Origin of the sequence: Caulobacter sp. Root655, from assembly GCF_001427665.1 — a bacterium.
Classification (GTDB): domain Bacteria; phylum Pseudomonadota; class Alphaproteobacteria; order Caulobacterales; family Caulobacteraceae; genus Caulobacter.
In genome coordinates this window covers 95,102-107,070 of record NZ_LMHC01000025.1, presented here as the reverse complement: position 1 = coordinate 107,070, position 11,969 = coordinate 95,102, and the positions used below count along the sequence as shown (strand labels likewise).

The following is an 11,969-nucleotide window of genomic DNA, read 5'->3' as shown; positions in this document are numbered from 1 at the left end:
TCGACGCACGCCTACTTCTTCGCAAGATAGTCCAGCGCCATCATCACCTCGGCCTTAACCCCCGTCTCGAACACCGCCTCGTCGACGTCGAAATACGGCGAGTGGTTGGCCGGGGCGGTCGCCGCCGGCACGTTGGCCGGCCGGCCGCCCAACTGCACGAACACCGCCGGGATCTTCTCGCCGTAGCGCGAGAAGTCCTCGGCACCGGTGACCAGCGCCGCCTGGTCGTCGACCTTGCCCGGCGAGGCCTTCTCCAGGCTGGCCTTGACCCATCCCGACAGCGCCGGGTCGTTATAGGTGACCGGATAGGGCTGGGTGAACACCGCCTGGGCCTTGGCCCCGTAGCGGTCGCCGATCGCCGCCACCGTCTTCTGCACCCTGTCGATCACGTCCGCGCGCCGGGCCGGATTGAAGGTCCGCAGGGTGCCGGTCATCACCAGGTCCTCGGGGATGATGTTGTTGCGCACCCCCATGTTGATGGTCGCCACGGTCAGCACCGTCGGCGAGGCGCCGACGTCGATCTGGCGGGCGGCGATCTGGTTGAAGGCCTGGACGATGTCGGCCGAGACGCTGGCCATGTCGACCCCGGCCCACGGCCGCGCCCCGTGGGTCTGCTTGCCCTTGACGGTGATCGTCATGCGCTCGGAGCCCGCATAGAAGCCGCCGGCCCGGTAGTTCAGGGCATTGGCGTCGCCGGGGCCGATGTGCAGGCCGAAGATGGCGTCGACCTTGGGGTGGTCCAGAACGCCGTCGCGGATCATCAGCAGCGCCCCGCCCTCCTCGCCGGCCTGCGAGCCCTCCTCGGCCGGCTGGAAGATCACCACCACCGTCCCGGGGATCTCCGCCTTCATGCCGGCCAGCACGGTCGCCGCGCCCAGCAGCATGGCCACGTGGGTGTCGTGACCGCAGGCGTGCATCACCGGCAGGGTCCGGCCCTCCCATGGGGCGGTGACCTTGGAGGCGAACGGCAGGCCGGTCTTCTCCTCGACCGGCAGGGCGTCCATGTCGGCGCGCAGGGCCACCACCTTGCCTGGCTTGCCGCCCTTCAGCACCCCGACCACGCCGGTGCGGCCGACGCCCTCGCGGACCTCGAAGCCCAGCGCCCTCAGCTCCTTGGCCACCAGGGCGGCGGTGCGGACCTCCTGGTTGCCCAGCTCCGGATGCTCGTGGATGTCGCGCCGCCAGGCCACGACCTTGGGCTGGACGGCCTTGGCGGCCGCGGCGACCTGGGCGGTGGAGGGCGCGGCGAACGCGGGCGCGCCCAGCAATGCGGCGGCCAGAGCCAGCCCGGAAACCCTTGCGAACATGCCGTCCCTCGATTCCTGAAATCCCCGCGCGAGCTTGGGCGGCGGAGCATGGGGCGGTCAAGCGCGGGAGATGCTGCTGGCGACCTGCCCATGGGCATGTCCCCCAAACGGGGGCCCTGCCCCTACGGACGGCTGGCGCCCGTCCGCTTCCGGACTAAGCTCCCCCGCATGGACGAACCAGCCGAAGCCCAATTCGACACCCGCAACGACGGCGACGTCCGCGACCCCAACGCCGGCGTGCTGAAGCCGCGCCATGCCGCCACCCTGATCATCGTCCGCGACGACGGCCCGAGGCCCCGGCTGCTGATGGGCCGGCGCAATCGCGGCCTGGCCTTCATGGCCGACAAGTGGGTGTTCCCCGGCGGCCGGGTCGATCGCGGCGACTATGTCGCGCCCTCGGCCAACGAGCTGTCGCCCGACACCGCCGCGCGGCTGGCCGTCGAGCCGCGCCACCCCACGCCCGCGCGCCTGGCCCGCGCCCTGGCCCTGGCGGCGGTGCGCGAGACCTTCGAGGAGACCGGCCTGCTGCTGGCCAAGGCCGCCCCCGCGCGGCCTGGCGCGGGGGCCTGGCGGCCGTTCCTGGCCCAGGGCGCCCTGCCCGACCTGGCGTCGCTGTCGTTCGTGGCCCGGGCCATCACCCCGCCCTACCGCACCCGCCGCTTCGACGCCCGGTTCTTCATGGCCCCGGCCAGCGCCCTGCTCAGCCTGGAGCGCCAGCCCGACTGCGGTGAGTTGGACGAGATCGGCTGGTTCGACTTCGACCAGGCCCGGGCGCTGGACCTGCCCAACATCACCCGCTTCGTCGTCCACGAGGTCGGCCAGCGCCTGGCCGAGCCTGGACGTCCAGCCCCGTTCATGCGCTTCCTGCGCGGGGCGCGGCAGCTGAGCTATCTTTGAACAAGGTCCTCCCCCTGTGGGGGAGGCGGCCGAAGGCCGGTGGGGGGAGTTTCAGGGTCGTCGATCCGAGCCATGGTTGCCGGCCTATAACTCCCCCCTCCGTCGGCTTCGCCGACACCTCCCCCACGGGGGGAGGAATTGCCCGCCTCACATCGGTTGACTTTGCCCAGCTGGTGAGTATGTTCCGCGCCTCTTATTTCGACCGCGTAGGGACCTGCGCGACCATCGCAGGGATTCGACCATGGCCAAACCGGCTTCCATCAAGATCCGCCTGAACTCGACGGCGGACACCGGCTTCTTCTACGTGACCAAGAAGAACGCCCGCACCAAGACCGAAAAGATGGTGCTGAAGAAGTACGATCCGGTCATCCGCAAGCACGTCGAATTCAAGGAAGGCAAGATCAAGTAGGATCTTGTCCGTCCCAGCGACGCACACGAAAACGCCCGGCTGCGAAGTCGGGCGTTTTTCTTTGGGCGGTTGCCCGGTAAGGGTTTGAGATGCGCCAACCCTTCCTGACCGCCCTCTTCGCCTTGCTGTTGACCGCCTGTTCGCCGCTGGCTCACGCCGCCACGCCGGTCCAGGGCTACCAGGTGGTGCGCACCTATCCGCACGATCCCAACGCCTTCACCGAGGGCCTCTTTCTGCTGGGCGGCTTCCTCTATGAGAGCACCGGCCGCGAAGGCGCCTCGTCGATCCGCAAGATCGACCTGGGGACCGGCCGGGTGGAGCTGGAGCGCTCGATCCCCAGCCAGTTCTTCGGCGAGGGCATCATCGACTGGAAGGACCGGTTGATCGAGCTGACCTGGCAGAACCAGCTGGGCTTCATCTACGACCTCGACGATTTCGAAACCCGCGGCGAATTTTCCTACCCCGGCGAGGGCTGGGCCCTGACCCGCAACGACCATCGAATCTACATGAGCGACGGAACCTCGCGCCTGCGGTTCCTCGACCCCGAGACGCTGAAGGAGACCGGCGGCGTCACGGTCACCGACCAGGGTCAGCCGGTCGACCAGCTCAACGAGCTGGAATGGGTCAAGGGCGAGATCTACGCCAACATCTGGCAGACCGACCGCATCGCCCGCATCGACCCGGTGACGGGCCGGGTGAAGGGCTGGATCGACCTGACGGGCCTGTTGCCGGTCGAGGACCGACCCGGGGCCGACGTGCTGAACGGCATCGCTTACGACGCCAAGGCGGATCGGCTGATCGTGACGGGGAAGCTGTGGCCGCGGCTGTATGAGATCAGGCTGGTTCCGAAGGACTGATCTTTCATGATCCGCTCTTCCCGGCGAAGGCCGGGATCCAGATCCCCTGGCGGTGTGGTTGATTGGAAGGGCTCAGCGCTCTTGGCGTCAGGCCCACCGCTATTCCATCTGGATCCCGGCCTTCGCCGGGAAGAGCGGAGTTTTGGGGGATTTGGAGAATGAACCTAGGGCCTAGCCCCTAAGCCGCCGCCTTGCCCACGACGGCGTTCCGCCCCGAGGCCTTGGCCTCGTACACCGCCTCGTCGGCCCGCTTGAGCAGGGTTTCGGGCGTGTCGTTCGGGCCGAAAGTCGCCGAGACGCCGATCGAGATGGTCACCGTCAGCAGTTCCGAACCGTGAGCCACCCGGAACGGCGAGCCCGACACGTGCATGCGGATCCGCTCGGCGATGCGCAGGGCGTCGGCCAGCTGGGTGTCGGGCATGATCACCGTGAACTCCTCGCCGCCGTAGCGGCAAGGCAGGTCGATGGCGCGGACGTTGGAGGCCAGGCGCAGGGCGAACTCGCGCAGCACCTCGTCGCCGACGTCGTGGCCGAAGCCGTCGTTGATCTTCTTGAAGTGGTCGATGTCGATCAGCAGGGCCGCGACCGGGTCGCCGCCCAGGGCCGCGCGCTTGACCAGCGAATCGAGCTGGCCGGACATGTAACGGCGGTTGTGCAAGCCGGTCAGCTGGTCGGTGACCGCCAGCTCCAGGCTGTGGTCGAGGTTCTGACGCAGGTAGTCGGTGTAGCGCTTGCGCTGGATCTGGGTCTTGACCCGGGCCGACAGCTCCTGCGGGTCGATCGGCCGCGGCAGGATGTCGTTGATGCCGATCTCCAGCGCCTTGACCAGGCGCGGGCGCTCGTCGGGATCGACCATGGCCAGGATCGGCAGGTGGCGGGTGCGCTCGTCCGAGCGCAGGCTGGCGGCGAAGCGCAGGCCGTCGAAGCCCTTGGCGGCGGCGTTGATGATGATCAGATCGACCGGCCCGCCGGCGCTGATCTGGGCCTTCACGGGATCGGATTCGACTACCGGACGGTGCTCGACCGCCAGTTCGGCGGCCACGCGCTGGGCCTGGCGTTCGTTGTCGTCGACGATCAGCACCCGGCCGCCCAGGCCGTCGAGGCGTGAGGCGGCTCCGGCGATCACGCCCATGCGGCGGCCCGAGGCCTCGCGCTGGCGCAGTTCGTCGATCACCAGCTTGAAGCGGGTCAGGCTGCGCACGCGGGCGAACAGCATGACGTCGTCGATGGGTTTGGTCAGGAAGTCGGAGGCGCCCGCCTCCAGCCCCTGGATGCGGTCGGCGCGGCCGTCCAGCGCCGTGACCAGCACGACGGGGATGTGGCGGGTGACCGGGTCTTCCTTGAGCTTCTTGCAGACGGTGAAGCCGTCCATGCCGGGCATCATCACGTCCAGCAGGATGACGTCGGGCAGTTCGTCGGCCGCCATCGACAAGGCCGTCGGGCCATCGTGGGCTGTAGAGACCTGGTAATATTCGGCCGAAAGCTTGGCCTCGAGCAGGCGGACATTGGCCTCGATATCGTCGACGACCAGGATGCGCGCGCTCACGGGCCTACCTCTCCAGCAACCGGGTGATGGTGTCGAGGAAGTGCGACACCGAGATGGGCTTGGAGATATAGGCCTCGCACCCGCCCTCGCGAATCCGCTCCTCGTCGCCCTTCATGGCGAATGCCGTAACGGCGACGACGGGGATATGTGACAGATCGTCGTCCTCCTTCAGCCACTTGGTGACTTCGAGGCCGGAGATCTCGGGCAGCTGGATATCCATCAGGATCAGGTCGGGGCGATGCTCACGGGCGATCGACAGAGCCTGCAAGCCCTCGCGGGTCTGCAGGATCTCGTAGCCCTGGGCTTCGAGCAGATCATGAAACAGCTTCATGTTCAGCTCATTATCCTCCACGATGAGGACCTTCTTCGTCATCCTGACCCCGACCATTCCGGTCCGTGGCGGCGCGTGAGGGATTCGCGTCGCTTCTGGGTTCCAGATGCCACGAATATCCTTAAGCCCGCGCTAATCGCGTTTTACGACACCGACCTTGGATCATGGACCCTAGTTATTCCGACCTTCAGGCCTGCGCCGTGCGCCCCGATGCGCCCCTGGTCATCGTCGATGTCGATGAGGTGCTGGCCCAGTTCATGGCCGGCTTCGGCGCGTTCATCGCGCGCCACGGTTTCGAGCTGCGATTCGACCGCTACGCCCTGTTCCAGAACATCTACCGGCCGGGCGAGACCCAGCATGTCGACCTGATCGCCGGCAAGGCGCTGTTCGACGACTTCTTCCGCGATGGGTCGGGCGACCTGCTGCCGGCCGACGGGGCCGCCGACGCCCTGGCCGACCTGTCGACCCGAGCCGACGTGGTGATCCTGACCAACGCCCCCGAGCACGGCCGCCAATCGCGAGCCCGGTGGCTGAAGACCCACGGCTTCGACTATCCGCTGGTGATCAACAGCGGCCCCAAGGGCCCGCCCGCCGCCGACCTGGCCGCGCGGACCACCGGGCCCTCGGTGTTCATCGACGACCTGCTGCCGCAGCTGGACTCGGTGGCCCAGACCGCGCCTGGCGTGTCGCGCTTCCAGATGGTGGCCGACGCGCGCCTGCGCCCCCTCGCCCCCTGCGCGCCGGAGCGGCACACCCGCATCGACCTGTGGCCCGACTTGAAGACGGCCATCGAGCTCAAGCTGTTCTCATGAAGGTCGGGGCTATCGCCTATAGCCTAGAACGGTTGTCATCCCGGCCTCGGGTCGCGCAAGCGGCCCGCCTGACAGCGGGCGGCGCGCAGCGCGAAGATCCGGGACCGACGCGTGAACGCAGACGCTTCCGGCGGTCCCGGATCTGCGCTTCGCTTGTCCGGGATGACAACCGTTTTAGAGGCGGTCGTCCGGCCGCGAAGGCTCCTCTCTCATGAAATCCCTCTGCCGCGACTGCCTGGCGACGGGCGAGGCCAAGGTCTCGCGCTGTCCGTCCTGCCGTTCGCCGCGCGTGATCTTCCACGAGGAGCTGGGCCAGCTGAGCATGGCCCATCTGGACTGCGACGCCTTCTACGCCTCGGTCGAGAAGCGCGACGATCCCACCTTGCGCGACAAGCCGGTGATCGTCGGCGGGGGCAAGCGCGGGGTAGTGACGACGGCCTGCTACATCGCCCGGATGAGCGGCCCGCGCTCGGCCATGCCGATGTACAAGGCGCTGAAGCTGTGCCCCGACGCCGTGGTCATCAAGCCCAACTTCGCCAAGTACCGGCACGAGAGCCGGCGGATCATGGCCAAGCTGGACGCCCTGACGCCGCTGGTGCAGCCGCTGTCGCTGGACGAGGCCTGGATCGACCTGTCGGGCACCGAGCGCCTGCACGGCGCGCCGCCGGCGGTGATGCTGGCCCGGGCCCAGAAGGAGATCGAGACCGAGATCGGCCTCACCGTCTCGATCGGCCTGGCGCCCAACAAGTTCCTGGCCAAGATCGCCTCGGAGCTGGACAAGCCGCGCGGCTTCTCGGTGATCGGCGCGACGGGCGTCGAGGCGTTCCTCGCCCCGCGTCCGGTGTCGATCCTGCCCGGCGTCGGCCCGGCCACGGTCGCCACCCTGGCCTCGGAAGGCCTGCGCACGGTCGGCGACATCGCCTCGGCCGACCTCAAATGGTTGGTCAAGGTGCTGGGCTCGAGCGGCCTGCGCCTGCATCACCTGGCCCACGGCCGCGACGCGCGGGCGGTGGATCCCGAGCAGGAGCGCAAGACCATCAGCGCCGAGACCACCTTCAACGACGACCTCCACCAGCGCGAGGCGCTGGAGGACGAGCTGTGGCCGCTGTGCGAGAAGGTCGCCCGCCAGGCCCGGGCCGGCGGCGTGGCCGGCCGGGTGGCGACCCTGAAGTTGCGCACCCCCGACTTCAAGATCCACACCCGCCGCCGCACCCTGCCCGTCCCGATCCAGACCGCCCGCACCCTGTTCCAGGTGGCCCGCGAGCTGCTGGCGGCCGAGCCCAAGGGCTTGAGCTATCGCCTGATCGGCGCGGGCCTGACCGACTTCGTCTCGGCCGAGGGCGCGGCCGACGACTTCTTCGCCGGCGACGAGCGCAAGGCGCTGAAGAGCGAGACGGTGATCGACGGCCTGCGGGGGAGGTTCGGGGCCGGGGCGGTGGTGACCGGGCGGGCGCTGAAGGGGAAGTAGGCCGCGCGAGTCGCCCCTACGACTTGGCGCCATCCGAGGGGCAGGCCGCCGCGACGCGTGTCGCCAAGCCGAAATCCTTCTGGCGGACGGCGATCTTCATGCGGCGATCACAGTCTTCGGCCGACAGGCGCGATTTCGACTGCCTCGCCGGCATGGCCTGAGCGTTCAGCGCCATCACCCAGTCTTCACGTTCTTGCCTGATGGTCCGCTCGGAGCCCGGATCGCGTTCCGCGGCCTGCTGGCGCACGACATAGACGTCCAGGCGCAAGGCGTCCGTCGCCTTGGGCTTGCTCGATCCGGCTTGAACGCCCGCCGTGGCTGACAGGCTTACCGCGATGGCGAGGCACACTGTAATCAACGGCGCTTTCATGGATGGTCCCCAATTGAAACGACGACGAACCGTGCGCTTTCAATCTAGACACGTCAACGTTGCATCCGTCAACTTGCGGAGCCCATCAAACGGCGTTTCCAAGAGGCCGTGACGAAAGGGCGACCTTGCCCTATTGCAAGAACAACGTTCTTCAAAAGGCCTGTCTCAGCATGATCGTTCGATCTTCCCTCGCCTTGGCGGGCGCCATGCTCGCCGCTCTCCTCGCCACCGCCACCGCCCTAGCCGCGACGCCCCATCACGCCGTCGGGACCTTCGAGGTCAAGATCACCCCGGTGACCGAAGACAAGAGCGACGGTTCGACGCTCAGCCGGCTGACGATCGACAAAACCTTCGCCGGCGCCCTGGTCGGGACCGGCAAGGCCGAGATGCTGGCGGCCAGCGGCTCCAAGCCCGGCTCGGCGGCCTATGTCGCGGTCGAGCGGGTCACCGGAACCCTGGACGGCCACAAGGGCAGCTTCGCCCTGGTCCACAATGGCTGGATGCAGGGCGACAAGCGGGTGATGGAGGTGCTGATCGTGCCCGATTCCGGCGGCGGCGACCTGAAGGGCCTGGCCGGGACGTTCAAGATCGAGATCAAGGACGGCCAGCACCTCTACGTGATGGACTACACGCTGGAACCCTAGACGTCTTCCCTCCCCTTTATGGGGAGGGTGGCGGCGAAGCCGACGGGTGGGGCCTGCTGACTTCAGGCGCCCTGCACCGATCCCCCACCCGACCTCCTTCGGAGGCCACCCCACGAGGGGGAGGGACGGAGGTTCGACGCTCCTGACTACATCAGCGAGCCCTTGCCGCTGGTCACCTCGGTATAGCGGTGCACCCGCACCGCCTGCACCAGTCCGAACCCGACCATCACCGTCAGCATGACGGTGCCGCCGTAGCTGAGCATCGGCATCGGCACGCCGACCACCGGGGCCATGCCCATGACCATCGCGCCGTTGATCAGCACGTAGAGGGCGAAGGTCGCCGTGACGCCCGCCGCCGACAGCCGGCCGAAGTGGCTGTGGCTGATCGAGGCGATGCGCAGGGCCATGAAGATCGCCACGCCGTACAGGAACAGCACGCTGAAGCAGCCGATGAAGCCGAACTCCTCGGCCAGGGTGGCGAAGATGAAGTCGGTCTGCTTCTCGGGCAGGAAGTTCAGCTGGCTCTGCGACCCCAGGCCGAAGCCCTTGCCCATCAGCCCGCCCGAGCCCAGGGCGATCTTCGACTGCATGATGTGGTAGCCGTTGCCCGACGGGTCCTTTTCCGGGTCCATGAAGGTCAGGATCCGGTTGCGCTGGTAGTCGTGCAGCACGAAGAAGATGAACGGCGGCAGGGCCGCCAGCACCGCGACGATACCGGCGATGATCAGCCGCAGCGACAGCCCGGCCAGCACCATCACCGCGATGCCCGGCGCGGCGATCAGCACCGCCGTCCCCAGGTCGGGCTGGTGGGCGACGAGCAAGGTCGGGGCGCCGATCAGGGTGGCGGGGATCAGCAGCTTCCACGACAGCCGGGCGCTGTCGGCCGACAGGCCGTGATAATAGCGGGCCAGGGCCAGGACGACGCCGATCTTCATGATCTCGGACGGCTGGAAGCGGAAGCCGCCGATCGACAGCCAGCGCTGGGCGCCCAGCGAGACGTCGCCGATCGCCTCGACCAGCACCAGCAGGATCAGCCCGACCCCGTAGACCGGATAGGCCAGGCTGAACCACACCCGCAGGTCGATCATCGCCAGGCCGATCATCAGCACGAAATAGATGCCGAAGCGGATCAGGTGCTTGGCGGCCCACGGCTCCCACGAGGCGCCGGCGATCGAGAACAGCATCATGCTGCCGGTGCCGGCGATCAGGCACAGGACCAGGCACAGGGTCCAGTCGATCTCCATGAACTTGATGATCGGCCGGTCGCGTTCGCCGGGCCGGCTGAGGCCGCCGCTGAGGGTCATTGGGGAGCTCCGGGCGCGGGCGTCGGCGTGGGCGGCGGCGGCGCGCCTTCGATCGGGTCTTCGGGGGCCGCGCCCTCGACGGCGCCGTCGGGACCAGTCTCGACCGGCGCCTCGGGCATCGGCATGGGACGCTCGATGCGGGCGCGGATCTCCGGATCCTTCAGCAGCGCCACGCGCATGACCTCGCGGGCCCGCGGGGCGCCGGCCGTCGCGCCGCCCAGGCCGCCGTGCTCGATGATCACGGCGACGGCGTAGCGGGGGTCGTCATAGGGGGCGAAGGCCACGAACAGGTTGTGGTCCTTGAGTCGCCAGGCGACGCTGTCGCTCTTGCGGTTGGCGACCTTGTCGTAGCTGCGCACCTGGGCCGTGCCGGTCTTGCCGGCCATCTTGACGTCGCCCAGGCCCAGCTGGCTCTGGCGATAGGCGGTGCCGCGCACGTCGTTGGCCACCGCCTCCATGCCGCCGCGCACATAGGCCAGGTGCTCCATCGAGAACGGCAGGTCGGGCACGGCCGCGCCGCTGGGCTGCTCCACCCCGCCGACCGACTTGATAAGTCGCGGATTGAGCGCCTTCTTGCCGTTGGCCAGGCGCGAGGTCATCACCGCCAGCTGCAGGGCGTTGACGTTCAGGGCCCCCTGCCCGATCCCGTAGCTGGGGGTCTCGCCAGGAAACCAGATCTGGTTGGCGGGGTTCTTCTTGAAGGCGGCCTTCTTCCAGGCCCGGTCGGGGACCAGGCCCTTCTTCTGGCCGGGAATGCCGATGTCGAAGATCTGGCCGAAACCCATGGCCCGGGCGGCCGTGGCGATGGCGTCCGGCCCGACCTTCAGGGCGGTCTGGTAGAAGTAGACGTCGCAGGAGTTCTTGATGGCCTCGTGCATGTTCTGCGAGCCGTGGCCGTTCTTCTGCCAGCACCGCCATGTGCGGTTGCCATAGTACCAGCTGCCGCCGCAATTCACCCGCGCTTCGGGATCGACGCCCGCCGCCAAGGCGGCCAGGCCGACGGTCGGCTTGAAGGTCGAGCCCGGCGGATAGGTGCCGCTCAGCGCCTTGTCCAGCAGCGGCTTGCGCTCGTACTCGGCCAGGGCCTTGTACTCGGGCCCCGACAGCCCCTTGACGAAGCGGTTGGCGTCGAAGCTGGGGGCCGAGACCATGGCCAGCAGGTCGCCGTTGCGGATGTCCATGACGACGATGGCGCCGCTCTCGTCGCCCATCACCTCCAGGGCGCGGTTCTGGATGTCGGCGTCCAGGGTCAGCCGCACTTCCTTGCCGGCGGTCGGCGGGATGTCGCCCTCGGGGTCGAGGCGCACCACCCGGCCCTGGGCGTCGACCTCGGCCTTGGTGGCGCCCGGACGGCCGCGCAGCTCGCGGTCCAGGGCCTTCTCCACCCCCTGCTTGCCGATCCGGAAGCCCGGGTGGTGCAGCAGGTCCTGGTCGGGCTCGTCCTTGGCCTTCTCCAGGTCGCGGTCCGAGACCTTGGCCACGTAACCGATGACGTGGGCGAAGGCCCCGCCGAACGGATAGACCCGCACCTCGCCCATGTCGGCGGTGACGCCGGGCAGTTCCGGGGCGCGGATGTTGACGCGGGAGAACTCCTCCCAGGTCATGTCCTCCATCACCGCCACCGGGGCCTTCTTCGGCGCCCGGGCGATGTCCTTGAGCAGCCGGGCGCGGCGCGAGCCGTCGATCGGCACCAGCAGGGCCAGGTCGTCCAGCGTCGCCTCGACGTCGAAGTCCTTGGACTCCTTGGTGACCAGCAGCCGGAAATTGGGCCGGTTCGAGGCCAGGGCCACGCCGTTGCGGTCGAGGATCAGGCCGCGCGGCGGCGGCGTCAGGCGGTAGTTGAACTGGTTGCCTGCCGAAAGCTTCTGGTAGCGCTGGGCCTCGACCAGCTGCAGCTGGGCCAGGCGACCGCCCAGGGCCAACAGTCCGCCGCCGGCCAGGCCGCCCATCAGGAACGCGCGGCGGTGGAAGACCCCCTGCCGTTCGTTGACCTCGAAGAAGAAGATGGACGGTTCGCTCATGGC

General features: G+C 68.5%; 12 protein-coding genes. 6 read left to right on the top strand and 6 right to left on the bottom strand.

Annotated elements, in window-relative coordinates; translation table 11 throughout:
• Positions 1-11: 11 nt before the first annotated feature.
• Positions 12-1,307: an amidohydrolase gene (locus tag ASD79_RS20260; RefSeq protein ID WP_056724991.1), complete on the bottom strand. Its 1,296-nt coding sequence runs from the start codon at positions 1,305-1,307 to the stop codon at positions 12-14.
• A gap of 168 nt (positions 1,308-1,475) precedes the next feature.
• Here ASD79_RS20260 and ASD79_RS20255 point away from each other — a divergent pair, with 168 nt between their 5' ends.
• The 3 genes from ASD79_RS20255 (at position 1,476) to ASD79_RS20245 (ending at position 3,470) form a co-directional block, all read left to right on the top strand.
• Positions 1,476-2,204, top strand: a complete 729-nt coding sequence (locus tag ASD79_RS20255) for an NUDIX hydrolase (RefSeq protein ID WP_056724989.1) — start codon at positions 1,476-1,478, stop codon at positions 2,202-2,204.
• A 241-nt stretch (positions 2,205-2,445) separates the two neighbouring features.
• On the top strand, positions 2,446-2,613 hold the full coding sequence (gene rpmG / locus ASD79_RS20250) for a 50S ribosomal protein L33 (RefSeq protein ID WP_007673017.1): 168 nt from the start codon (positions 2,446-2,448) through the stop codon (positions 2,611-2,613).
• An 89-nt stretch (positions 2,614-2,702) separates the two neighbouring features.
• Complete coding sequence (locus tag ASD79_RS20245; protein WP_056724987.1) at positions 2,703-3,470, top strand: glutaminyl-peptide cyclotransferase; 768 nt, start codon at positions 2,703-2,705, stop codon at positions 3,468-3,470.
• A 178-nt stretch (positions 3,471-3,648) separates the two neighbouring features.
• On the opposite strand, the gene ASD79_RS20240 is transcribed toward ASD79_RS20245, so the two are convergent.
• A complete protein-coding gene (locus ASD79_RS20240; RefSeq protein ID WP_056724985.1) occupies positions 3,649-5,016 on the bottom strand; it encodes a PleD family two-component system response regulator in 1,368 nt (455 codons plus the stop codon).
• A 4-nt stretch (positions 5,017-5,020) separates the two neighbouring features.
• The gene (locus ASD79_RS20235; protein WP_028040271.1) at positions 5,021-5,389 is read right to left on the bottom strand and encodes a response regulator; all 369 of its coding nucleotides are present in this window, start codon (positions 5,387-5,389) and stop codon (positions 5,021-5,023) included.
• A gap of 122 nt (positions 5,390-5,511) precedes the next feature.
• Between ASD79_RS20235 and ASD79_RS20230 the strand changes: the two genes are divergently transcribed.
• Together ASD79_RS20230 and ASD79_RS20225 are read left to right on the top strand one after the other, a co-directional pair.
• On the top strand, positions 5,512-6,159 hold the full coding sequence (locus ASD79_RS20230) for a hypothetical protein (RefSeq protein ID WP_056724983.1): 648 nt from the start codon (positions 5,512-5,514) through the stop codon (positions 6,157-6,159).
• Between the two features lie 211 nt (positions 6,160-6,370).
• Positions 6,371-7,627: a DNA polymerase IV gene (locus tag ASD79_RS20225; protein ID WP_056724981.1), complete on the top strand. Its 1,257-nt coding sequence runs from the start codon at positions 6,371-6,373 to the stop codon at positions 7,625-7,627.
• Positions 7,628-7,643: 16 nt separating this feature from the next.
• On the opposite strand, the gene ASD79_RS20220 is transcribed toward ASD79_RS20225, so the two are convergent.
• Positions 7,644-7,997: a hypothetical protein gene (locus tag ASD79_RS20220; protein WP_156400599.1), complete on the bottom strand. Its 354-nt coding sequence runs from the start codon at positions 7,995-7,997 to the stop codon at positions 7,644-7,646.
• A 206-nt stretch (positions 7,998-8,203) separates the two neighbouring features.
• Here ASD79_RS20220 and ASD79_RS20215 point away from each other — a divergent pair, with 206 nt between their 5' ends.
• Entirely contained in the window at positions 8,204-8,641 is a 438-nt protein-coding gene (locus ASD79_RS20215; protein ID WP_056725176.1) for a DUF3224 domain-containing protein, read from the top strand.
• 146 nt (positions 8,642-8,787) lie between these two features.
• Here the strand turns inward: ASD79_RS20215 and rodA are convergent, their stop codons facing one another.
• Positions 8,788-9,945 carry a rod shape-determining protein RodA gene (gene rodA / locus ASD79_RS20210; protein WP_056724977.1) on the bottom strand — a complete coding sequence of 386 codons (1,158 nt, stop codon included), beginning with the start codon at positions 9,943-9,945 and terminating at the stop codon, positions 8,788-8,790.
• Complete coding sequence (gene mrdA, locus ASD79_RS20205) at positions 9,942-11,966, bottom strand: penicillin-binding protein 2 (RefSeq protein WP_056724975.1); 2,025 nt, start codon at positions 11,964-11,966, stop codon at positions 9,942-9,944. Before mrdA ends, rodA begins: the two co-directional genes overlap by 4 nt.
• Between the last annotated feature and the right edge of the window lie 3 nt (positions 11,967-11,969).